At 34.6% G+C, this 26,169-nt stretch carries 16 protein-coding genes; 1 reads left to right on the forward strand and 15 read right to left on the reverse strand.

Annotated features, from left to right (window positions below; genetic code table 11):
* Nucleotides 1-40 precede the first annotated feature (40 nt).
* The 8 genes from sprA to ACGK9U_RS00175 all read right to left on the reverse strand — a co-directional run bounded on the left by sprA (nt 41) and on the right by ACGK9U_RS00175 (nt 17,430).
* Complete coding sequence (gene sprA, locus ACGK9U_RS00140; RefSeq protein ID WP_394464319.1) at nt 41-7,321, reverse strand: cell surface protein SprA; 7,281 nt, start codon at nt 7,319-7,321, stop codon at nt 41-43.
* A gap of 6 nt (nt 7,322-7,327) precedes the next feature.
* Nucleotides 7,328-7,909, reverse strand: coding sequence for a Holliday junction branch migration protein RuvA (ruvA, locus tag ACGK9U_RS00145; RefSeq protein WP_394464320.1), 582 nt, complete (start codon nt 7,907-7,909; stop codon nt 7,328-7,330).
* 51 nt (nt 7,910-7,960) lie between these two features.
* Entirely contained in the window at nt 7,961-10,261 is a 2,301-nt protein-coding gene (locus tag ACGK9U_RS00150) for an NADP-dependent malic enzyme (RefSeq protein ID WP_394464321.1), read from the reverse strand.
* Nucleotides 10,262-10,441: 180 nt separating this feature from the next.
* Nucleotides 10,442-12,004, reverse strand: coding sequence for a sucrose phosphorylase (gtfA, locus tag ACGK9U_RS00155; RefSeq protein WP_394464322.1), 1,563 nt, complete (start codon nt 12,002-12,004; stop codon nt 10,442-10,444).
* 12 nt (nt 12,005-12,016) lie between these two features.
* Complete coding sequence (locus ACGK9U_RS00160; RefSeq protein ID WP_394464323.1) at nt 12,017-12,955, reverse strand: carbohydrate kinase family protein; 939 nt, start codon at nt 12,953-12,955, stop codon at nt 12,017-12,019.
* Nucleotides 12,956-12,991: 36 nt separating this feature from the next.
* Nucleotides 12,992-14,299 carry an MFS transporter gene (locus ACGK9U_RS00165; RefSeq protein WP_394464325.1) on the reverse strand — a complete coding sequence of 436 codons (1,308 nt, stop codon included), beginning with the start codon at nt 14,297-14,299 and terminating at the stop codon, nt 12,992-12,994.
* 59 nt (nt 14,300-14,358) lie between these two features.
* Nucleotides 14,359-14,700, reverse strand: a complete 342-nt coding sequence (locus ACGK9U_RS00170; protein WP_394464326.1) for a glutaredoxin family protein — start codon at nt 14,698-14,700, stop codon at nt 14,359-14,361.
* Nucleotides 14,701-14,802: 102 nt separating this feature from the next.
* Nucleotides 14,803-17,430, reverse strand: a complete 2,628-nt coding sequence (locus ACGK9U_RS00175) for a TonB-dependent receptor (protein WP_394464327.1) — start codon at nt 17,428-17,430, stop codon at nt 14,803-14,805.
* A 172-nt stretch (nt 17,431-17,602) separates the two neighbouring features.
* On the opposite strand from ACGK9U_RS00175, the gene ACGK9U_RS00180 reads away from it, so the two are divergent.
* Nucleotides 17,603-18,640 (forward strand): LacI family DNA-binding transcriptional regulator, encoded by a 1,038-nt coding sequence (locus ACGK9U_RS00180; RefSeq protein WP_394464328.1) that lies wholly within the window; start codon nt 17,603-17,605, stop codon nt 18,638-18,640.
* Between the two features lie 2 nt (nt 18,641-18,642).
* Here ACGK9U_RS00180 and queG read toward each other — a convergent pair whose 3' ends face one another.
* The 7 genes from queG to ACGK9U_RS00215 all read right to left on the reverse strand — a co-directional run bounded on the left by queG (nt 18,643) and on the right by ACGK9U_RS00215 (nt 26,153).
* Entirely contained in the window at nt 18,643-19,563 is a 921-nt protein-coding gene (queG, locus tag ACGK9U_RS00185; RefSeq protein ID WP_394464330.1) for a tRNA epoxyqueuosine(34) reductase QueG, read from the reverse strand.
* Nucleotides 19,564-19,602: 39 nt separating this feature from the next.
* Entirely contained in the window at nt 19,603-20,625 is a 1,023-nt protein-coding gene (gene ruvB / locus ACGK9U_RS00190; RefSeq protein WP_394464331.1) for a Holliday junction branch migration DNA helicase RuvB, read from the reverse strand.
* A 136-nt stretch (nt 20,626-20,761) separates the two neighbouring features.
* Nucleotides 20,762-22,561 (reverse strand): cbb3-type cytochrome c oxidase subunit I, encoded by a 1,800-nt coding sequence (locus tag ACGK9U_RS00195; protein WP_394464332.1) that lies wholly within the window; start codon nt 22,559-22,561, stop codon nt 20,762-20,764.
* A 28-nt stretch (nt 22,562-22,589) separates the two neighbouring features.
* Complete coding sequence (locus ACGK9U_RS00200) at nt 22,590-23,657, reverse strand: cytochrome c oxidase subunit II (protein ID WP_394464333.1); 1,068 nt, start codon at nt 23,655-23,657, stop codon at nt 22,590-22,592.
* A 30-nt stretch (nt 23,658-23,687) separates the two neighbouring features.
* Complete coding sequence (locus tag ACGK9U_RS00205) at nt 23,688-25,043, reverse strand: quinol:cytochrome C oxidoreductase (protein WP_394464334.1); 1,356 nt, start codon at nt 25,041-25,043, stop codon at nt 23,688-23,690.
* A 22-nt stretch (nt 25,044-25,065) separates the two neighbouring features.
* Nucleotides 25,066-25,617, reverse strand: coding sequence for a c-type cytochrome (locus ACGK9U_RS00210; RefSeq protein WP_394464846.1), 552 nt, complete (start codon nt 25,615-25,617; stop codon nt 25,066-25,068).
* A gap of 5 nt (nt 25,618-25,622) precedes the next feature.
* Nucleotides 25,623-26,153 (reverse strand): DUF3341 domain-containing protein, encoded by a 531-nt coding sequence (locus tag ACGK9U_RS00215; protein WP_394464335.1) that lies wholly within the window; start codon nt 26,151-26,153, stop codon nt 25,623-25,625.
* Nucleotides 26,154-26,169: the final 16 nt, after the last annotated feature.

The following is a 26,169-nucleotide window of genomic DNA, read 5'->3' on the forward strand; positions in this document are numbered from 1 at the left end:
AATGTATTTATTCAAATTCTAAATTCAAATAGATTATATGTTAATTCCCAAAATTATATCTGATAGTAAAACCAGATCTAATAGTTGTTTGTGGAAACGCCGTTGAAATAGCATACTCTGAGAATGTATAATCGAAATAAAAGATAGCCGTTAGGTTTTTACTGAACGCGTAATCTGCGGAATATTTCAAACCCCAAATGGTTTGACCCGATGTTACTTGGTTGTTTTCTAAATCTAAATATCTAATAATGGTTTTATTGTCTCTTATAGATATATCAGCCTTCATATTTAAATCGCTTACAATGCGCTTGCTTGGTCCTGCTAAATTAGAATTGATACGTAAATCTTTAATTCTGTAGCCTAAGCCCAAAACGTATTCCATTCCTTGTACTTCGGTCATTAAATTGTTGTCGAAACTAAGTGATAATAAACGGTCTTTTTGAATTTCAGCTAATATTTTAACTGAGTTCTGCATTTCAAAATCGATTCGAACCAATGGACTGAACATTTCGGTTAAGTTGATGTTACTGTACAGTGTTTTGTTTTTATAATTTCCAGATTGATTAAAAACCTCATTTGGTTGATTATCATACTCTACATTAAAATCTGGTTGTACATAATCTAAATTAGACTGAAACTGATTGATGGTATATGTTGAACGGTAACCGTGTGTTAACGAGAAACGTTTAAAGTTCTTTTTAAACCAAGCGTATTTCATGAAACCAGTATATTTTAAATCCCAGTTTGGAATTGGCACATCTCTAAACGCAGAGGTTTTTACTTTGCTTGCGTCTTGCCCAGAATAGGCTGCTAAAAATGCCGGTAATAAAACTGCTTGACTGTTTTTACCGAAACCTTTAGGATATCCCTCGGCATCAACATCGTTTATATCAACCCCTTTTTCTTGGGCTAAACGCTGCGCAATTACAAGTCGGTTTGCTCTAAAATCATTAAACGCATCGGATGTAGTTTCATCACTTTTACTAAATGCGGTTTTAATTAAAAGGGTTGAAATATTGAAATTTCCAAAGGTATTTGGAGTTAACGAATTGTACTCATACGAATTTGGGTCTACTCTAAAGTTTTCAGTATAATTTTCATAGTATGTTCTATTTCCAACGATATCAATTTTTAAATCCTTTACAGGTTCTAAACTTGCAGACACATCCAATTGTTTGGTATTGGTGGTTGTAAATTGCTGATTAAAATCTTGAAATAATGTTAACCAACCACGTCTTGCTGCTAAATCCCTAATGTCGTTTTGGCTACCAAACGTAAAGCCAACTGTTGGTTGTAACGTACCTATAAAACCAGGGGTTTGTAAATAACCTGGTAAAAATGTACCACTATTTTCAGAATAATTAACCTGAATTCTTTTGATGCTTGTTAAAATATCCACTCCTGCATTTAGCAACTTGGTAACCGATTGGTTTTTAACTTTAGGCTGATTTGTTTGGTTCTGGTTTGGTCCTGGAGGTCCACCAGCTGGAGGTGTTGTTCTTGCTCTGACTCTAGAAATTGGTTTCTTCACTAACCCAATATATCTGTAGAACCTATTCATATCCAAGTTTGTATTAATGTTATGGGTATTGGCATTTTGGATGGTGTTTCCTAAATTGTAAGTTTCGCCATCTATTTCCAATTCACCATATAAATCGGAGCCTTTTTGCCATTGAAAATTACCACTGTATTGATACGTAGCATTTAAAAAACTAAAGGTTGGTATTTTATTAAAAGGTATTTGATAAGTAATACCTAAGTCTTGCGATTGCCTATTAGGATCGCCAACATCGAAAAAGCCATCCCAAACATTTAAGGTTTCATCTTGTTCACCATTGAAAATATTGTCTTTAAAATAATTACGAACAATATTATTATTAGCTGCTGTGAAATTAAAACTTAACGATTCGGTTAAATTGTAATTGATGGTGTATTGAAAATCGAAGGTGTAATTTCTTCTAAACAATTCTTCAATACCAATATTACCTCCTGCTAGATCTACTTCCCTAAATTTTTGTTTATTGAATTGTCGGTTTATATCCGAATTAACGGTAAAACTTGATGGCAATAAATTTAAATTGAAATCTTTTAAAAGCTTCCAATATCTACCAGTAAATAACGAATCATTCTTTTTGAAAGGTTCAATTTTTATTGGGTTGAAATTAAATGCATAATTTGCTCCAGCACGCACGGTTTGGTTTAACGAGTTTTCAATTTCAAAATCGCGGTGTTCAACTTTGTTGTATGAATAATTAACCGTTAAATTCTCAACATCGTAAAAACGTGGTTTAGCATCGGTGGTTCTATTTTTTCTAACGCCAATGAAATTGATGCTTTGACGCTTTGTATAATCTTCTGATTGTTCTTTTATTGTATTTCTTTCAGCAGTGGTTTGTGCGGCATCTAGTCTAGATTGTAGCGTTAAATCTTCGTAATATGCATCGTATTTAGGCGTAATCAATTCTTCACTTTGACCATAATTAAACGGCACTTGAATACCCCATTTTTTTGGTAATAACTGCCCCACATTAATGTTGGTAACTACATCGTACTGCTTTACATCTTCCAAACTACGTTGGCTAGGACCTTGCTCAAGACTACCAAACCCAGAAGTACTTTGTCTACCCGTGGCGCTGATATTCATAAAATCGGCAATATTGGTATCCAAACTCACTACAGCTGCCCAACCACCTTCATTGTCCATATCAGATAAACGAAGTTCGTTAAACCAAACCTCGGCACAAACAGGTGATGGTGCTGGTGGCATATCACCATTTCCATCTAAAACAGCATTTTTAACACCAACCATTAAGGTTCTAATATCTCCAAAATTAGGATTTCCTTTTATGGTAACGCGATGTTGACCAAGCACATACGGCGAAAACTCATCAACTGGTGTATCTACCAATTTTCCATCAACAACATCATAAAACTTTAGATCTTCATTTGGTAATGTTGGATTTGCTATTTCCAAAGCTTTAATTTTCCCCAAAACATCAATAGGTAAATTGATTTCATTTTCTTCAGGCCAAAGTCCTTCTCTTGATTTTGATTCAGATATTTTTAAAGGAATTTCAATTTGATAATAGTTTTCTGTAAGGTCGTTACCCATACGCACAAAACCTACAACAGTACTACTATTCGGTATGCCCGTACCATCTTCTTGAAGATGCATGAACATACGCATGCGTTTAAACTGACGCATGTCTAAATCGATGTTTTTATAAACACCACGTGCGTCCTGCGATTCTAAGTTACATACATTAACCAGTAACGATTGCTCGTTTTGTTCAACTACCGTATTGTTGTTATACAACTCTTCAGGCTCGATTCCTGGAGGTCTTTGGTAACTGCCATCGTTTTCAAGCGTACCTATAACACCTACCGAAAAATCGGTATTATCATCGGAAGGGTCGTCTTTATCTGCTTCTAATGTTTGCGTGTAGCGTCTCCACTCACTACGCACTAAATCTAAAGTTCCAAAACGGAAAACCGTAGGCTGTGTAAATTCTTTAAGGAATAAACGTGTAAAGCGTACCGAACGCAAATCGGTAATACCTCCAACTGGTTTTGCTAAATTACCTTGAACAGGAATTCTAAATAAATACCATCTTACATCTGGATTTTGCCCATTAGGAAGTGCTCTAGGCCTGCTTTTAAAATCTACTATATATTCTCTTAAAGGATTATTAGACGACGCTAAATTATCAAAATCTGATTCTGTTAACGGTAAGTTTTGTCTCGTAATTGGCAACTCATATTCGTAATAACTATCAATTGTGTTCATGGTGTTATCACGATTAATATCTTCTACATCAGGTTGTGTATTGGCACCTCTATCAGTATTTGAAAAAGAATCTGGAGTATTCCCTTCTACACCGTTATAATTTTTATAGCGATCGAAAATGTTTCCATCGGTATTTAAAAAGTAACTATAATTATCTTTTGATGGATCTGCCAATAAATTATAGCCTCCTGGTAATGCAGAAGTGAATTGTATTTCATCGGCATCGTTATAACCATCGTACCCAATATCTTGATTGACACGCTCTTGACCCGTTGAATCAAATGCATATACTAAAGATTGGTTTTGTGGCACCACCGACCCCCAAGCTGTAGGATTCAACAAAGATTTATTTCCATCTTTTGGCAATCCGTTTTCATAAAGTTTTTTACCATCTTTAATAATATCCTCTGAAATATTACCTAAATTAAATACTAACTTTCCTCCATTATTTGATGGATTTTCTTGAAAGGGGTCTTGTAACCAAAACTCGATGTACTCCACATTTTGTTGTTCAAAATCGGTTGAAGTTAAAGCGCGTGTGATACCTGCCCAACTATCTTGCGGCTGGGTTAAAATACCATTGCTTACGTCAACATTTGTTGTTTGAAAATTATAAGGACCTCTTTCTGTTGGGTAATAAGCTAAATCCAGCGTACTTATTACTGTATTTTGTCCTTGCACTAAATCTCTATCGGGAAATAATTCTTTTATAAAAACACGACTGGTATATAAACTGGATAAATCGTTGTCTGATATACCATTTGGTCTTTGGCTTGTATAGAAAATAGGGTCTATACTATACCAGTTTAACATGGCCCTATTATATCCACTTTCAATACCATTAACATATTCAGGATCCGTTTGTCCATCACCATCTAAATCTGAAGGTCTGCTTGATAAAAACCAAGATTGTTGCGATTTTAAATCGATGGAATTTTGTGTACCCTCAAAATCATCAACATACGAAGTAGCTTCTCCATTCAAATTAGTACCTTTTGGTGAACCTGGGGCTAAATAAGCAAACTCCCCACGTAGTGATAAGTTCGATTCTACATCGGTATCAATATTTGGTAATTTATTTGCTAATCGTGTTAAAAATGGCACTTTGGTGGAGTAATTCCCGTTAAAACCAAAAATGGTGTTGTTTATAGGTTCGGTACCATAATTTGCTTTTTGAGTTATTGGCCGCTCGTTTAAATTTAAAAGTGTACCACCTATCACAAAATTTTCGTTGAACTTATGCTCAACATTAATACCTGTAAAGCGTCTTGTTTGCTGACCGAATACTGCATTGTTTTCGGTTGAAACTTCAATAGGTGTATTGGATGCTTTTAAGGCTTCATCTAAAATTTGAACGCGACCTAATTGGTAATTTACGGTGTAATCTATTCCTTCTACCAACACACGACCACCTGCTGTAACACGAACCGAACCTCGTGGCACGTTAAAAGCCCCAATAGGAATACCATCGCCTCCACTAGATTTATAGCGTCCTTTTAATTTAAATTTATTTTTTTCAACCTCTTCTAAAGCTGCTGTTTTAGTACTTTTATATAATGTTCGATATACATACTTCTTTTGATTTTCATTAAAATCAGTAGGATTCGTTATATCACCTTGGTAATTTTCTGAAACATCAAGTCTCAATTTTTCAAATAAATATTCTCCAAAAGGTTCGGCACTTGGGAAAATAATTTTTCCACTTTGCGACAACACGGTGATGCGTTCAACGTAATCAAAAAAACCATCTCCTTTTGATTGCGGATCGTTGTTGTAATTTAATTTATCTAAACTAAAAACCCTTAGTAAAGGTGTTTCTTCTAAAGGATCTTCATTAGACCCGGGTGTTGGAAACGCAGTAGTTCCTACAGGTTTTATATAGTTTAAAGGTGATGCTTCGTTGTAAAAAATATTCAGTTTAAAATCTTCTTGACTTAAATTGTAAGCACCCGTATCATAGATGTTTTTCATCATCAAATCCCAAACCGGTTGGGTTACATTGGTGATGCTACTTTTAAGCATTTTTAATATTAAATTAGAATTGACCACATTGGTAACTTGCCCTGAAGTATTGGTTGTTACATTGGTAGCATCTACTCCATCGTTAGCAAACTCACCTACTTGGTATACTTGTCCACCTAACGTATACTGAAACGCTACTGCTAACACTTCATCATTATTCAATCTTTGATTTAACGAAATATATCCCAATTGGGTGTTTAAAATATATTCTTGCCCACCAATTAACTTTCTGGCGTTTTCCAATTTAGCATAATCAAAACCTTCACGCACATTAGGCAAAGAGATACCATTTTGAACAGTTGCAACATCTCTAATAGCTGTTGTAATCTGTGAACCAGGTCCACCTATATTTGTAGGATCAAAGGCATTGTTTTTGTTACTTGGGAATGCCGAAGGGGCCGCAGTTATGGTTACAGCTGAACCAACTTTGTTTGGATCGGACTCTCCAATGTCTTGCAACGCTACCACATTTCTTACATTGTCGGTTTTATTGCTTCTATTGGTAACCCAAACTTCAACCCTTGTAATTTGTAAACCTTTGGTATTTAAATACGGATAGGTTTGTAACGCCGTATCATACGTGTCTCTAAAATACTGTGCTAAGAAAAAATGACGGTTTTCATCATAATCTCTAATAAAAAGTTCAAACTCTTCCAAAGTACCACCACCTTGTGCTACGACGGTATTTGCTTGTGATTTTTGTTCAGAAAACACCCCAGTAACCGTGGTTTTTCCAAACTGCAGTTGCGCTTTTACACCAAACAAACTTTGTGCACCCGTAATTAAACTACTGTTTAAAGGCATACTTACATTACCAACTTCTATTTTTTGAATGATATCGTCTTCGGTTGGTGTGTATTCTAATTTTATAAGGTTTTGAAAATCGAAAGTAGATTGGGTATCGTAATTAGCAGTTACTTGCAGTCGTGTACCCACTTTACCCATTAAACTTAAACTAATACGTTGGTCGAAATCAAAAGTAAAATTGCTTCTATTTCTTGGTGAAAACGATGGATTATCTTGTTTTGAAAATAGTATCCCTAAATCCATTTCCACCGAGCCTTGTGGCACTACTTCAATAGTGTTACCTCCAAAAATAGATTCAAAAAGACCTGATTTCACATAAAACTCGGGCAATAGGTTTTTTTGAGCATCATCAGCTCCTTCCTTCTTTCCATCAAAAGCACTTATTTTTTCCTTATAGTACTCTTTTACACTCTCTTTTGCTACTAATTCGTAATATTCTTTTGGGGTTAAAATGACAGGATAGTTGATATTGAAACTACCTATTTTTTCGGTATAAATATAACGATTTGTTAAAGCGTCGTAGGTGTATTTAGACTCGATGCTATTGGGGTTTGGGGTTTTAATTGTTCCCAAATTAAAACCTGTTTTAACTGAATCTTGAGGCGTTGGTTGTTGCGACCAAGCAGTCACAGAAAACAAAAACACAAGAACTAAAGCACTGCGTTTATTAATGGATTTATAGAAATTAAGGTTAGTTATATTCAAAATCTATTATAAGTTTTTTAAAGCTTGTTTAATAATGGTTTCTACAGTGGCATCTGGTTGTGACGAAACAATTTTTTCCACAACACGCTCTGCCTGTTTTCTTGCGAAACCAAGCACTTCTAAAGCAGATAACGCTTCATCTTTGTTGGTATTGCCTTTAGCGACCGAAACTTCATCAATATCATAAATCTTTAAGACCTTATCTTTCAAATCTATAATAACACGTTGCGCTGTTTTGGCACCTATACCTTTTATTCCTTGTATTAAAGCGATGTCGTTACTTGCTATTCCTTCTATAACTTGTTTTGGTGTTAATGAAGATAGCATAGTACGTGCAATACTGGCACCAATACCGCTAACGGAAATTAATAATCTAAAAATTTCGCGTTCTATCAACGATGAAAAACCATAAAGCGTATGCGAATCTTCCTTAACTTGAAGGTGCGTATATAATTTTAAATGTTCACCATTGGGAATTTGGGAATAGGTATGCAATGAAATATTTAACATATAGCCAACACCGTTGCAATCTATAACAACATCGGTTGGGTTTTTCTCTACAAGTTTTCCTTGAATATGTGTAATCATTTATAGCAATTCCTTAATCGACCAAATGTAATAAATTTATTTTCAACAGAATTACTTAGAATTCACCTTTTCCAATTCAGTTTTTTCCTTTTGCTGAGCATCAATTACCGCAATAGCAGTCATATTTACAATTTCATCTACATTAGCACCCAATTGAAGAATATGCACTGGTTTGCGCATTCCCATCATAATTGGTCCTATAGAAACAGCTTCATTTAACTCTTTTAATAATTTATAAGTGATGTTTGCCGAATCTAAATTTGGAAAAATTAAAGTATTCACTTTTTTACCAACCAATTTGGAAAATGGGAATTTTTCTTGAAGCATGTCTGGATTCAAGGCAAAATCTGTTTGCAACTCACCATCTACAACCATTTCTGGATAATAACGATGCAAATGAGAAACCGCATCACGTACTTTTGTCGCATTTTCGTGTGAAGATGAGCCAAAATTCGAATATGAAATCATAGCCATAACTGGATCCATGCCAAACATTTTAACCACTTGCGAGGTCATTTGAGCAATCTTAGTAAGCTCTCTAGCTGAAGGATTGATATTTATAGACGTATCACTTAAAAATAACGGTCCACGTTTGGTCATCATCACATTGGTAGTTGCCACACGCGATGTACCTTTTGCCATACCAATAAGCTCTAACATAGGTTTTACAACTGATGGGTAATTTCTTGAATACCCTGAGATTAACGCATCGGCATCACCTTCATTCACCATCATAGCTGCAAAATAGTTACGCTCTCGCATTAAACGCTGTGCCGAATAATAGGTAACACCACGACGCTTACGTTGCTCCCAATACACTTTAGCATATTTGTCTTTACGCTCGTTTTCTTCTTCTGTTTTTGGATCTATAATAATAACGTCTTCGGCATCAAACTCAATTTCAGCCATCAATTCTTTAATGGTTTCAATCCTACCTAATAAAATAGGAATAGCAACACCTTCTTCATAAACTATTTGAGCCGCTTTTATAACCGCCAATTGATCTGCTTCGGCAAAAACAACTCGCTTAGGGTCTGTTTTTGCACGGTTAATCAATAATCTAATGAGTTTATTGTCGTTACCTAAGCGCTCTCTTAATTCATCTTTATATTTTTCCCAATCTAATATTGGTTCTTTTGCAACACCACTTTCCATGGCAGCTTTGGCTACTGCTGGAGGCACTTCGGCAATTAAACGTGGATCGAAAGGTTTTGGAATGATGTAATCTTTACCAAATGCTAAACGTGTTTCGCCATAAGCCACATTTACTTGTTCTGGTACCGATTCTTTAGCTAGTCTTGCCAACGCATGTACAGCCGCCATTTTCATTTCTTCGTTAATTTTAGTAGCACGTACATCTAATGCGCCGCGGAAAATAAATGGAAACCCTAGTACATTGTTTACTTGGTTAGGATGATCTGATCGACCCGTTGCCATAATAATGTCTTTACGGGTAGCTATGGCTAAATCGTATTTTATCTCTGGATCTGGATTTGCCATGGCGAAAACGATTGGGTTTTTGGCCATAGACAACAGCATTTCTGGAGTCACTATATTTGCCATAGACAGACCAATAAATACATCGGCATCTATCATGGCTTCTTCAAGCGTATCAATTCTCCTATGTGTAGCGTATTCGGCTTTTTCAGACGACAAGTTTTCCCTGTCGTTTCTAATAACACCTTTACTATCTAACATCACCATATTTTCTCGTTTGGCTCCACAAGCTTGGTATAAACGCGAACAAGAAATGGCAGCTGCACCGGCACCACTTATTACAATTTTAACTTCGTCTAGTTTTTTCTTAGCAATTTCTACCGCATTAATTAAAGCTGCTGCTGATATGATGGCAGTACCATGTTGGTCGTCATGCATTACCGGAATATCCAACTCTTCCTTTAAACGGCGCTCAATTTCGAACGCTTCAGGTGCTTTAATGTCTTCAAGGTTGATACCTCCAAAAGTTGGTGCTATATTTTTTACAGTTGCAATAAACTCTTCTATATTTTCGGTATCAACTTCAATATCGAATACATCAATATCTGCAAAAATTTTAAATAACAAACCTTTACCTTCCATTACAGGTTTTCCTGCCAATGCACCAATATTACCTAAACCTAAAACCGCAGTACCGTTTGAAATTACCGCTACCAAATTTCCTTTGGCGGTATATTTATACGCGTTGTTTTTATCTTTTTCAATCTCTAAACATGGTGCAGCAACACCTGGAGAATAGGCTAGAGCTAAATCGCGTTGGGTTGCATATTTTTTGGTTGGAACTACTTTTATTTTACCTGGTGTAGGCTTTGCGTGGTATATAAGGGCTTCTCTACGTTTGCTTTCTTCGCTCATAAATGAAATTAGTTAACTAATCGAACAAAGATAATAATCATATTGTAGTAAACACTAATCTTTTATGGGAAAGTCCTATTCTTTTTTTGGCTAAAGGTTGCTTCTTTAAAGAATCAATTTCCACTAAAAACAGAAGACCAAGATAAAATCTTTAATATTATAGAATTCTAATGAAAAAATTTAAAACTCTAATGTTTTTAGGACACCTTCTTGTGAAGAATTTATGCTAAACGTTTTAGTTTTAAGATTAGCTTTTAAATGTGCTGAATCGTTTTGGTTTATCCACAAAATATCAATTTCATTATCATTTGAATCATTAATTGTTACTGTTCCTAAGAAAGCTTTGGACGTATTTCTTAACCGTATTAATTCAAGCTGATTACGTACAATATCTGTTTTAAGACCTGCTTCAACATCTTGCAATGTTAATGTAGTTCTATTAATTTCTTTATGTCCTGCACTACCGCCTTTATCGGCAGCTTCATAGTCATTTTTTCCAGCAAAAATATCTAAATACCATACTTGTGGAATCCCTGGCATAAACATTTGAATAGCTCTTGCAAGCAATAGCTTTTTTTCATCTTCACCCAAAGCACTAAAAAATGTAGCATTTACTTGGTAGTAAGAAATTTTATTACCTGATGGGTCATAAAGGTTTTTAACCCGACCTCCACGGTCCATTATTTTATTCATGATATCTTCTATCTCAGCATCTTCCAACAAACCTTTGTTGTAAACACCATCAACTTCTTTCCCTTTTAAATCTAAAACAGGAATTCCATCATGACACCCAAGCATATTTACTGTTTTATAACCTTTATTTATAATTTCTTTAGCCCAAGTTATAAGTGCCTTGCTGCTAGCGTTTTCAATGGTATGAATGGTTAATCCTGGAAGGAAAAAATCATAGATATAATATCCTTGACTTGCTACCTCATCGTGTAAATGCAAGCCATATTCAGCATGAATTTCTGGCAAAAGTGTTAAATCATTTTTTTGAGCTATTTGCTTTATTCTTTCTAAATATTCCCATGTACCCGGTTTATTAAAAAAGTTGGACTGACCAATTTCTTTATGCAAGTAAGCGAAAGCGTCTAATCTTAATATTCTACCGCCAAAGCCACTAACTTTTTGTAAAGTTTCTTCATAAAAATCCCAAACCAATGGTGAATTTGCATTCACATCCATTTGACCTAAAAAGCTGTTATCCTCATTCACTTTCTGATAAAAAGTATTCCAATACGGTTTTTTAGTTCCGTCAGGAAAAGGCACTTTTAAAATAGGCAATCCAGATTTTCTCATAAACAATTTGGTGAGAAATTCTTCCTTTGGAATGATAACACCATCTGCTCCCATAGTGCCATTTCCTTCCCAAAACTCGTTCCAGTTAATAAAAAAATCTTTGTATTTTGATTGATTTCCATGTTTTAATAAATCTTTAAATTGCGGTGAAGCAACTGATAGATGATTTAAAACAATATCGAATTTCAACTGAATATTGAGTTCTTCTAAAGCTTTTAAATCCTCTTCTGAAACCAATTCTTTATTTAAATTATAATCAATAATTGAGAAACCCCTATCTAAATCACTATTAAAAAAGGTTGGCAATACATAAAACAACGAAAAAACATCCTTAAATTCAGTCATTTTCAGCATAGTAATTATATCATTTAAATTACTACCTATACTATCCGGATATGCATTTAGCATAACACCGTTACTAATTTTATACTCTTTTGACATCGCTTTTAAAATTTACAGAAGTTCTGATAATATATTAATGTTATCTGGCAACCTACCTACATTTTGAAGTTTTAAAGCAGCAAGTTGCAACGCTACTTCCAAGCATTTCTCCATAGGTTTTTCTTTGATGTAAGCAAACAAAAAACCAGACCAAAACGCATCTCCAGCCCCAGTAGCATCTTGTACTACATCAATTTTAATAGCTGGCAACTGAATGATTTTTTTTCCTTTTTGTGATAGTTTAACCCCTTTACTACCTAATGTTAAGCAAACAATATCTACCCCTTTGGAATGAAAGAACTCAAATATCTCTTCATGTGGCAATTCTTTCTCAAAAAGACGCAACATATCATCTTCACTAACCTTTACCAATGGGTTTAACTGGCAGTATGCTTTAATTACACTAAGTGCTTCTTCTTTACTTTCCCATAATTTTTTGGCATAATTAACATCTATACTTAATTTACAACCTAAACGATGTGCTTCGGCTGCCTTTTTTAAAATTGTAGTTTGCGCTGGCTTTTTGCTCAAAGCAAAACAGGTAGTGTGGTAAATGTTGGTATTAGAAAGTGTTTCAGTTGAAATTTGATCTTCTGTAATATGGTAATCTGCTTTTCTAAAAGGTATAAAATCTGGAGTGCTATCGGTTCTTGACACAAAAATGACACTGGTAGGTTCATCTTCAACCTGTTTAATGAAATCGGTTATGACTCCAACCTCACCAAGTCTTTCAAAAATATATTCACCAAAACCATCATTCCCAACCGTTGCCACCAAAACAGATTTCAATCCTAATCTGGCAGAATTCATTGCCACATTAGTAGGTGAACCACCTAAATATCTGTGGTAATCTCTTGTGTTGTTGATTTGTACTCCTGCTTGATGACCAATAAAATCAACAAGCACTTCACCAACACATAAAATATCTATATCTCTTATATTGTTTTTCAAAATAAATTCATTTTTTATTAGTCATGATTTTCTAAACTAGTGTCCGCCACCACCTAAAACAATCGCATTTTCATCGTCATCATCTGTTTTAGGTTCTTTAAGGCGCATTGCCAAAACACCAGCGATCATAAAAAACACACCTCCAAATAGGATGGCATTAACCGCACTATTATTCAGTAAGTTTTTAACAATAGGACCAAACGTTAATGTTTGAATACCCATAGGTATAACAATCATCATATTCAATATCCCCATATAGACACCACGTCGTTCTTGAGACACTATTTTTGAAACCATGGAATACGGAATCCCCATCATAGCAGCCCAACCTATTCCAAATAAAATCATGGGCAAAATAACCAAGAGAGGATCTTGTATATAAGGGATAGAAAGCATGGCAATTCCTGTTAAAAGCAGACTTAGCACATATACTTTTTTACCTCCAAATTTTAGTGCTAATGGCACCAATGCCAATGCGAAAACAATAGTAGAAACATTATAAGTTGTATTCATTTTTGCTGCTTGACTTAACGCCTGAGATTTATCGAAACCCATACTTTCTTCGAACATGGGAGAAATAAATTGCCAATACACAAATAAAGCATACCACTGAAATAGATAAACACCTGACAGTTTCCACATAAATTTGGGCATATCTTTTATAGCTTCTACAATTTCTATAAACGGTGTTTTAACCCTGTCTGAAAACGGTAAAGCATTGTGTTTTTTAATCTCTTCTAATTCCTCATTAGAAGGTGGAATTTCAGGTGTTTTTAAAACAGACCACAATATGGTGCCAACAGACAATACAGCTCCAATAAAAAAAGAATAGTACAACCATTTTGGAATAGTACTTACAGCTTCTGTAACTGTTTCTATGCCACCAAACCAATCTTGAAATAGAAATATGGAAGCATTCGCCAAAACAATTCCAGCACCTACAAATAAACTTTGCATCTGGTAACCAAAACTTAGCTGTTTGTTTGGTAATTTATCGCCTACAAAAGCACGATAAGGTTCCATTGCCATGTTATTACCTACATCTAAAATCCATAATAAACCAACGGCAAACCATAGTGTTGGGCTAAAAGGAAATGCGAATAAACACAAACTACCTATTAGAGCTCCAATTAAGAAAAATGGTTTACGTCTGCCCCAACGAGGCGACCAAGTTTTATCTGAAATAGCACCAATTATAGGTTGAATTATTAAGCCAGTAACTGGACCTGCAAGGTTTAATAAAGGTAAATCTTCATGATGCGCTCCTAAAAAAGAAAATATAGGGTTAACAGCGGTTTGTTGTAAACCGAAACTGAATTGAATTCCTAAGAATCCTACATTCATATTAAAAATTTGCCAAAAGCTTAATCTAGGTTTGGTTAACATAACTGCCGTTTTATATTTTATTTAATAATTCTTTTAAGAAATGCACTAAAATCTTTTCCATTGGTAAATAATTCGCCACCTTTATCGATAACGGGTAAGCTTAAACTTGAAACATCAATGTTTGCTTTTATTAATTTGTTTAGCATTTCTTGTTGCTTTTCTAAGTTTACATCTACATCATAATAAATAAACTTTACATTTTTTTCTTTTAAAAATGCTTTTGTATCGGTACAATAATGACATGTATCACTACCATAAACAATAATGGTTTTTTGTTCTTGTGCCAAATCATCACTTAACAGTTTTGTTTGACTATTTAGAGTCATGAAAAAAAGAAATGTAAAAGCTAAATATTTCATATTAGAATAAATTTAAAGTAAAAGAGTTGATATCAAGTTGCCAAAACACCAACTCTAATTACTCACTTAAAAACCAAACAAACTATTTGCTATTAACCCGTTTTAGAATTTATATTGTAGTGATATGGTTGATGAACGACCACTAATAGATCTTGCTCTAACCAAACGATCTGAACCAAAAGCACCATCGCCATTACCTTCTACTTCTGTTATACCCACAGTATCAAAAATATTATTTATACTTAACACTAATGATAGGCCTTTGGTTAAACCAGCTCTTCCTATTAAATTAAAGTATGCATATGCAGGCATCACTAAATCATTATCATCTTGTGCATACGATTTTGATGTACCCAAAACACTTAAAGCTATATTATGTTGACTTGTTTTGCCAAAATTATACGATGGAGATAAGTTGTAAACTAAATCAGCTTGTCTTCTTGGAGTATTTCCTTTATTAGCACCACCATCTATTTCAGCTTTAGTCCAAGTAAAAGAACCATTAAAAGAGAAGTTTTCTCCAAAAGCTAAAGCAGTTTCTGCTTCTAAACCAAGGGCTTTAAACGGGTTACCTACAGATCTATTTAATTCATTACTTAAGCCTTCATCAGTATTACTCATAAATCCAGTTAAGTTAAGAACCCCATTGTTTAGTCTTTTCTTAAAACCAACTTCAAGTTGAGATACTTCATCATACTGAACATCTGCCTTACCATCTGTTCCATAATTATTTCTGTCTGCCGCTCTACCTGAAGCACCAGAACTATATCTTGCAAAAACAGCAGCGCCTTGATTGAACTTGTAATTAAGTCCCGCAGAATATGAAATAAAATTATAGTTGTCATTTACAATTTGACCAGCATTACCAATGATAACCGGTACACTTTGCTCAATGCCTTCAATGGTTCCGTTTCCGTCATAATCAAATTCACCTTGGCTAGTTGGACCACCTTGTATATTACCATTTACACGTACATTTTCAAAACGCACACTACCATCAAAATTTAATTTATCGGTTAAATCTGCATCAACACCTACATAAGGAGAGTTTACATTATGTACTGTATTGTATTTACGTTGACAGCAGTTACCCCAAACAGGTGTTCCGTAAGAATATTGTCCGCCTCTAGAAAAACCATCAAAATCAGCTAATCTTGCTTCTCCACCACCTTTAACTTCAGATAGGAAAGAACTCCATTGCCATCCAATTTTGGTGTTTTGTGTTGCACTGAACAAACCAGCAGTAACACCAATATTATCACCAAGTTTTTTAGAAATTTTAACATCACTGAAAAAGTTGCTTAAATCATCAACAGTTACATCAAACATATGTATTATTTGAGCTAATCCATTTGAAGGATTGAAAGCTTCTCTATCACCATCAGCATACACTAAAGATCCCGTAGCACTTGAAGCGTCTCTTGCCGTTGTTTCAATTTCAGAAACCGTACCTACTGCAGCAGTAAACGGAGCAACCCATTGGCCGCTATTGTTAGAATATCTTGCTTTACCTGCAACTCTCCAATCATCTCCTAAATCAAAAGAAAACTCTGCCCCTAATGCCTTAGAAATAGGATTGTTACCATTTCTCACGTCATTAACATGTCTTTCACCAGTAAATGGAGATGTTCCTGCACTTTGTTGTAAATAAGCTGATTGTACAGCATCACTAGTAATATCAAAACCTGGAAGATTGTCAAATGTTGGTTTAGAATTGCTTCCTTTTACCAACATTGGCATTGGTAAGTACATTACAGATTTATCGTTTAAAAACTTAGCATATGCACGTACATAACCATTGTCAAATTTTTTGGTAAGATTTGCTTTAAATTGTCCTCCTTTGTTTCCTTGGTATCCAATTTCTCTTGGACCTTCACCCGATCTCATAAATCCTCCAATATGGTAAGACAATCCATTTTCTAACGGTGCCCCATATTCAAAATCTAATCTATTTGATTGATAATCTAGTCCAAAAGTAGTTCCAACAGAACCTCCTTCTGTTGCTCCTGTTTTACTTATCATGTTAATGATACCTGCAGGACCATTAGACGTTTGGGTTGATGCAGAACCTCCTCTAATAGCTTCAACTCTACCAACATTAGAATCAATTCTTAAGAAGTTATCAGCATTACCGAAAGACGTATCACCGAATAAGTTCAATGGCAAACCATCTTCTTGAATTTGAAAATATCTAGATCCACCAGAAGAAATTGGCACACCACGAACATTGAAGTTAGCATTACCTTCACCACCAGAAGATTCCGCGCGTATACCAGGTACATTTCTAAAAAGCTCTCCGGCACTTCTTGGTGAAGCCTGCTCAATAAGCTTAACATCCATTGAAGAAACAGATACACTCGACTCAATTTTAGATTTTGGATTTACAACACCTGTAACAACTACCTCATCTAAAGAAGCAGCGTCTTCTGCCATTATAAAATCCAATTTAATATCAGCACCTTTAACTGTAATACTTTTAGTAAAGGTTTTGTATCCTAAAAAAGATGCATTTAATGTATAAGTACCATTATCTACATTACTAATAGAATAGTTTCCATCAAAATCAGTAACGGAACCTTTTGTTGTTCCTCCAAGAATAACGTTTACACCACCTAATGGCATTCCACTTTGGTCTTTAACTGTTCCAGAAATCGTCGATTGTGCAAAAATTGCCGATACTGAAAACAACATTAGGAATAATAAACTCCATGTAATTTTTTTTGAATTCATTGTGTCTTAAATTTAGTTAAATAATAATATTTTAGTTTAATTATGACGCAATTTATATTTAAGATATATTAAAAATAAGAATTTGGCAACGAAAACGTTTTCGAAAACAACGAAAACGTTTTCGATTTTAGTTTTTTTATTATATTTAATCTATTCTAATAGAAAAGAAATTATGAAACCTGTAACACTAAAACAAATTGCAGAACAATTAAACATCTCTGTAACAACAGTTTCTAAAGCCTTAAAAGATTATTCTGATATTAGCCCAAAAACAAAAGCTTTAGTAAAAGAACTGGCCAAAACATTAAACTACAAGCCCAATACTTTTGCTGTTAACTTAAGAACCAAAGAATCTAAAACCATTGGTTTAATAATTCCGGTAATTGTGCATCATTTCTTTTCAAATGTTATTAGAGGTATTATTTCACAAGCGGAAAAAAAAGGATATTTGGTTATCATTCTTCAATCTAATGAATCGTATGAATTAGAAAAAAAACAAATAGACTTATTAATGAGCCAACGCGTTGATGGTATTTTAATATCACTTGCTAATGGCACTGCAAACTTTAGCCATCTCAATGAAGTTATTGCACAAGACAAGCCTTTGGTGATGTTCGATAAAATTGCCAAAATTGTAAAATGCTCCAAAATTATTATTGACGATAGAAAAGCAGCCTATATGGCAACACAGCATTTAATAGATACGGGCTGCAAACGTATTGCCCATTTTAGAGGTGCTCTTTTACCACAAAACTCTATTGATAGATTTCTTGGCTATAAAAAAGCATTATTAGACAATAACATGTCTTACGACCCATCTTTGGTATACATCTGCGAATGCGGTGATATGAGTTTTGAGGAAGGGAAGAAAAATGCACAACAATTATTAAAAGACCATAAGGATGTTGATGGTATTTTTATAAATACCGATTTGGTGGCTATTGGTGCCTTGACTGAATTTAATAAACAAGGTGTAAAAGTACCTGAAGACATCTCTATTGTTGGGTTTAGCAATTGGTTTATGTCGTCGGTTATTTCGCCAACGTTAACAACGATTGACCAACCAGGATTTGAAATGGGGAAAGCAGCATTTAAACAACTTTATAAAGAAATGAAGGCAGTTAAAAAAAACAAACCCATTGTCTATAAAGAAATTGTGTTAGAGACTGCATTAGTAAAGAGAGAATCTACTAAAGAACTTATAAAATAATTTTATTTCAAAAAATCAATATTCCGTTTTAAACCTACAAACTTTGTTCGTTTTACTGCGGAATCTTTAAATATTTTTCTAAAAACATCTTCAGTTATCTCTTCCCAATCTTTTTTGGTTATGGACAATAATTCGGGATGCGGATTAAATAGTGGTTCGTTATGCGATTTTGAAAACCGGTTCCATGGGCATACATCTTGACATACGTCGCAACCAAACATCCAATCGTCAAACTTACCTTTAAATTCTGTTGGAATATTTTCTTTAAGTTCGATAGTGAAATATGAAATACATTTGCTACCATCTACTACATAAGGCTCGGTAATGGCTTGGGTGGGGCAAGCGTCTATACATGCCGTACAAGTGCCACAGTGGTCGGTAGTTTTGGAATCGTATTCTAAATCTAAGTCAATAATCAATTCAGCTATAAAATAAAATGATCCTACTTGTTGGGTTAATAAATTACTATGCTTTCCAATCCAACCTAAGCCCGACTTTGCAGCCCAAGCTTTATCTAACACCGGAGCGGAATCTACAAAAGCACGCCCATAAACCTCGCCTATTTTATCTTGAATAAATTGTAAAAGCGATTTTAGTTTATCTTTTATTACGAAATGATAATCGGTTCCGTAAGCATATTTTGATAGTTTGAAACTATTTTCAGTTTGCGTTTCTTCAGGATAATAATTCAACAATAAAGAAATAACAGATTTTGAATCCTCAACCAATTTTGTTGGATCTAAACGTTTATCAAAATGGTTTTCCATGTACAGCATTTGCCCGTGCTTGTTGTTGTTTAGCCATTTTTCCAACCGAGGTGCTTCTTCTTCTAAAAACTGGGCTTTACTAATACCACATGATAAAAAACCGAGGCGTTTCGCTTCGGTTTTTATGAGGTTAGTATGTAACTGTTTGTTATTCATTTTATATGATTCTGAAATAAATTCAGAATGATGCAAGCATCAAAACAACCCACCCTGAATGGGCCCTTTTATTTTTCCTAAATGTTTATAGGCAAGTTCGGTTACTTCACGACCACGAGGCGTACGCATAATAAATCCTTGCTGTATTAAAAATGGTTCGTAAACCTCTTCAATGGTTTCAGCACTTTCACTAACAGCTGTTGCTAACGTAGAAATACCAACTGGCCCACCTTTAAATTTATCGATAATAGTAGTTAAGATTTTGTTATCCATTTCATCCAAACCAAAAGCATCAACATTCAATGCTTCTAAAGCGTATTTTGCTATTTTTATATCAATACTTCCGTTGCCTTTTATCTGAGCAAAATCGCGAACACGACGCAGTAATGCATTTGCTATACGAGGAGTCCCTCGGCTTCTTCCTGCTATTTCAATAGCTGCTTCCATGGAAATTGCCACATTTAAAATGGATGAACTACGTTGCACGATGGTTGTTAATAGTTCTGTGTTATAATATTGTAGTCTGCTTTGAATACCAAAACGCGCACGCATGGGTGCTGTTAGTAAACCTGAACGTGTGGTGGCTCCAACCAAAGTAAAAGGATTTAAATTGATTTGAACAGAACGTGCGTTTGGACCCGATTCGATCATGATATCAATTTTATAATCTTCCATAGCGGAATACAAATACTCTTCAACAATAGGACTCAATCTATGGATTTCATCTATGAATAGTACATCGCGTTCTTCAAGATTGGTCAACAACCCTGCCAGATCGCCTGGTTTATCCAACACAGGACCTGAAGTTATTTTTATTCCTACATTCAACTCATTGGCAAGAATATGTGCCAATGTTGTTTTTCCTAAGCCTGGAGGGCCGTGAAATAGAGTATGATCTAATGCTTCATCACGTAAATTGGCCGCTTGAACAAAAATTTGAAGGTTCTCCAAAACCTGATCTTGCCCCGTAAAATCATTAAAAGACAGTGGTCTCAACTTTTTTTCGACGTCTAATTCTTCTGGAGAAAAATTTTCGTTTTTTGGGTCTAGGTTTTCGTTCATAATAAAGACCTTTCGACTGCTCTCAAGGTGACACTGCGTTTAACTTTTAAAATAGATCCTGTCTTAGCAGGAATAACAAATATAAAGAAAAAGCCTTTCTAAACATAGAAAGGCTTTTTTTGGATAATCTTTATTTTTAATGCTGAAGTTCTTCTTCGCCTTCTTTTAATGGAATATTTTGCGGAACAAAATCTACATCATGCCCTGGTTTACTATAATCGTAAGCCCAACGGTGTACATGAGGAATATCTCCTGGCCAGTTACCATGCATGTGTTCTACAGGTGTTGTCCATTCTAACGTAGTAGAACTCCAAGGATTTTGTGTTGCTTTCTTTCCGTAGAAAATACTACTGAAGAAGTTATATAAATATACTATTTGTACCACACCACCAATTAAAGCAAAAACGGTAATAATAACATTTACGTTTGCTAAATCGTCAAATAATGGAAAATTAGAATTTGTGTAATAACGACGTGGTAAACCTGCCATACCTATAAAGTGCATTGGGAAAAACACACCATAAGCACAAACCGCGGTTATCCAGAAGTGAATATAACCTAAGTTTTTATTCAACATTCTACCAAACATTTTTGGATACCAATGATAAATACCAGCAAACATACCATAAAGTGCAGATATACCCATTACCAAGTGGAAGTGAGCTACTACGAAATACGTATCGTGAACGTTAATATCTAAAGCACTATCTCCAAGAATGATTCCTGTTAAACCTCCAGTGATGAATGTAGAAACAAACCCAATAGAAAATAACATTGCAGGGTTCATTTGTAGGTTACCTTTCCATAAAGTTGTAATCCAGTTGAATGCTTTTACTGCTGATGGAATCGCAATTAATAATGTTGTAAATGTAAATACAGAACCTAAGAATGGATTCATACCAGAAATAAACATATGGTGGCCCCATACAATTGTTGATAAGAATGCAATGGCTAAGATAGAAGCTATCATGGCACGGTAACCAAAAATCGGTTTGCGTGAGTTTGAAGCCATAATTTCAGAAACTAATCCCATCGCAGGTAATATAACGATGTATACCTCTGGGTGACCTAAGAACCAAAACAAGTGCTCAAACAATACTGGAGAACCACCTTGGTAATGTAAAACTTCACCTTGAATGAAAATATCTGATAAGAAGAATGATGTTCCAAAACTTCTATCCATAATTAATAATAATGCCGCAGATAATAATACTGGGAATGAAATGATACCAATTACAGCAGTTACAAAGAAAGCCCAAATTGTTAAAGGCAATCTTGTCATAGACATCCCTTTGGTACGTAAGTTAATTACAGTAACAACATAATTAAGAGAACCTAATAATGAAGACGCAATAAATATTGCCATAGAAACTAACCAAAGCGTCATACCCATACCAGAACCACCTTGAGCCATTGGTAAAGCACTTAATGGCGGATAGATGGTCCATCCAGCTGCTGCAGGACCCGCTTCAACAAATAATGATATAACCATGATTACACTTGAAAGAAAGAATAACCAATAAGACACCATGTTTAGGAATCCTGAAGCCATATCACGAGCTCCAATTTGTAACGGAATTAATAAATTACTGAATGTACCACTTAAACCAGCAGTTAATACAAAGAATACCATGATGGTACCATGTATCGTTACTAATGCTAAATAAATATCGGCATCCATAACACCATCTGGTGCCCATTTGCCCAATAAAGCTTCAAACAATACGTTTGGCTCCTCTGGCCATGCAATTTGCATACGGAACATCATAGACATTAAAACACCTATAACTCCCATAATAGTACCTGTAATAAGGTACTGCTTAGCAATCATTTTATGATCTTGACTAAATATGTATTTAGTTACAAAGGTCTCTTTATGATGATGTCCGTGGTCGTCATGAGCGTCGTGAGCGTGAGTATCTTCGTGTGCTGACATAATCTTATAGCGTATTTATCTTTTTTAATTAATTAACTAGAGAGTTTTTGAATTCTTTTTGCTCCTTCATCCAAGCATCATATTCTTCTTGAGTTTCTACTACAATCTTCATTTGCATGTTGTAGTGAGATTTTCCGCAGATTTTATTACATAATAATAAATAGTCGAACTCATATCTATCTAAAGCTTCACCGCCTTCAGCAATTAACTTTTGGCTTTTCTCAACTCTAATATTATTAATGTTTGCAACTTTCTCTATCATTTCTGGGGTTTGTCTCATTTCTGCAGTAGTTACTGTTGGAGTAAATCCAAATTGAGTTATCATACCTGGTACACAGTTCATCTGTGCTCTAAAATGTGGCATGTAAGCAGAGTGTAATACGTCTTGCGAACGCATTTTGAACAATATTGGCTTGCCTACTGGTAAATGTAACTCCGTAGTAATGATATCATCTTGTGCGTTTGGATCTGCTTCATCTAAACCTAAAATATTAGCACGATCAATATCAATTAGACGCACATTCGCTTTACCTAAAGTATTATCTGCTCCACCGTATCTAGCTTTCCAGTTAAATTGTTGTGCATATAACTCGATAACAATTGGGTCATCACTTTCATCAACACCCATGATGTTAATCCAAGTATTTAAACCGTATATAATTAAACCTGCCAAAACAATTACCGGTATAATAGTCCAGATCGCTTCTAATTTATTGTTATCAGCAAAAAACAATGCTTTTTTACCTTTTTCACCTTTGTATTTAAAAGCAAAATAGTGTAATAAAAATTGTGTGATTGTTTGCACAAAAAAGATGATAACCATAGAAATAATCATCAAGTTATCAATAGTTGGACCATGTTCAGATGCCGAATTTGACATTAAAGGCAAATCGCCCCATTTAGCAAAACATACAATGGTAATGATATAAATGAACGCTAAAAAGCCCATCATTAAATACCCATTGATTGTATTATCCTTGTCAGTGGCAACTTGAGAGTTTTCATTTTTAGCTTGTGCTAAATCGAAAATCTTAACCATTTGCCAAATGGCAACTAAAATAAATACTAAAACTATAATTGTTAATAAAGCAGTCATTTGTATCGTTCGTCTTTATTTATATCTTAATTAATAATGAAAATCTTCACTTTCTTTTCTAAAAGGATACCCTTTTACAAGTAATGGTGCTTTTGTTAAAGCTGTAAATACTACAAATATGAATAGTCCAGCAAAAAGCAATATAGAACTTATTTCAGGGATACCTATAAACCATCTATCTCCTACAGTAGCTGGCATGATCATATTGAAAATATCTATATAATGTCCAAACAAAATTACCAATCCAGCCATTACAACAAACCAAGGGATACGTTTGTAATCTGCGTTCATTAACAATAAAATTGGGAATACAAAATTCATAACCACCATACCTAAGAAAGGCAATTGGTAATCGTTAAAACGAGATATGAAATATGTTACCTCCTCTGGTATGTTTGAGTACCAAATAAGCATGAATTGTGAGAACCACAAGTAAGTCCAGAAAATACTGAATGCAAACATGAATTTAGCAACATCATGTAAATGGTTTTCATTTACAAATGGTAAATAGTTTCTAGATTTCAAGTAAATAGTGATTAAAGCGATAACGGTTATACCACTTACAAACATACTAGCAAATACATACCAACCAAATAATGTTGAGAACCAGTGAGGATCTACACTCATAATCCAATCCCAAGACATTATAGATTCAGAATAAATAAAGAATACTAAAAATGCAGCAGCTATACGGAATGATTTTTTAAAGTTGCTTTGGTCTTCTGCTGTATCTTGAGCAATAGAGAATTTACGAGCAAAATGACGGTATAAACTCCATCCTGCTATAAAAACCAAACCTCTAATGGTAAACCAAGGTAAGCTTAACCATCCTGCTTTTCCTTGTAATAATTTATCATGAGCTACTACTTCAGGATCCATCCATACAAATAAATTGTAGTGGCCAATAGTACCTGAAGCTATAGCAATAGCCAAAACTATTAATGCACCAGGTAATACATAGGCTGTAATACCTTCCATAACTCTAAACAATACTGGAGACCATCCTGCTTGAGATGCAATTTGAATAGCATAAAAAGCTAAAACACCTAAACCAATCATCATAAAGAAAAAGGCAGCTACATATAGTGCAGACCATGGTCTGTTAGCTATTTGGTGCTGAACATGTTCAATATGTTCTTTGTGTTCATCAACTTGAGCATGTGACTCTTCCCCATGTCCATTATCAACTGCATGTGCATCATGACTAGCGGCTCCATGTGAAGCTTCAACTTCATGACCACCACCGTGATGAGATTCTTCTGCAAGTAAGGTTTCAACTTCTTCAAAAGATTTATGAGATGTCATAAAACCATATCCAACTCCTAATGCTCCTAAAATCATTAGAATGAAAGAAAATGTCTTTAATTTATTTGAAAATGTATACATATCTATAATAATCTTGTCTATCTTACTTTTCTAAATTAGCCTTTAATTCCAACACATACGAAACTACTTGCCAACGCTCTTCTTCTTTTAACTGGTTTGCATAGGAACCCATCGCATTTTTTCCATAATAAATAGTATGGTAAATACTTCCTTCGGTTATAGCTCTACCGGCATCATCATAACTTGGAATACCTAATATTTTTTCGCGTTTCACTAGATTTCCTTGGCCGTCTCCTTTATTTCCATGACAGATACCGCAATAAATGTCATATAATGCTTTTCCTCTCTCTAAATCAACTGAAAGCGAATCTAAAGGGCTTTTCAAGATTTCTTTAGCTAACATATACCCTTCGGTTGAATTCTCGATATCAAAAGGAATAAAACCTCTTGCTATAGAACCTTCAGCAGGTAATTGCGCTTCAACTCCATCTTTAAAAGCAGCTTCTCCATATGTTTCATAACCTACAGACTCATACATGTTTGGCATGAATTGGTAGTTTGGTGCGGTATCTTTTTTACATGATACAGCAACTAAAACGACTGCTAGTACTAATATTTTAATTAAGCTCTTCATCATTATTAATGCGCTTTATCAATTAAATTAATTTCAACTGCTCCAGTTTCTTTTAGTAAACTTGCTAATGCTTCTTCATTACCATCTACTGCAATTTCCATTAAAAAATGGTCGTCTGTAGTTCTCGGATCTGGATTTTCAGCATTTTTAAATGGCCACATTCTACTTCTTAAATAAAATGTAATTACCATTAAATGCGCAGCAAAAAACACGGTTAACTCAAACATAATTGGTACGAAAGCTGGCATATTCTCTATGTAACTAAAACTTGGTTTTCCACCAATGTTTTGAGGCCAATCTTCAATCATTATGAAATTCATCATGGTGATTGCAACCGTTAAACCTACTAATCCATACATAAATGCAGTAATCGCAATTCGTGTTGGAGCTAAGCCCATAGCTTTGTCTAGTCCATGCACCGGAAATGGTGTATATATTTCTTCGATGTGATATCTTTCTGCCTTGACCTTTTTAACAGCAGACATTAATACATCATCATCGGTATAAATAGCGTGAATTACTTTAGATGCTTCCATTGCCTACGCTTCGTTT

The sequence above is a fragment of the Mariniflexile sp. HNIBRBA6329 genome, assembly GCF_043558645.1.
In the GTDB taxonomy this organism is placed as follows: Bacteria; Bacteroidota; Bacteroidia; order Flavobacteriales; family Flavobacteriaceae; genus Mariniflexile.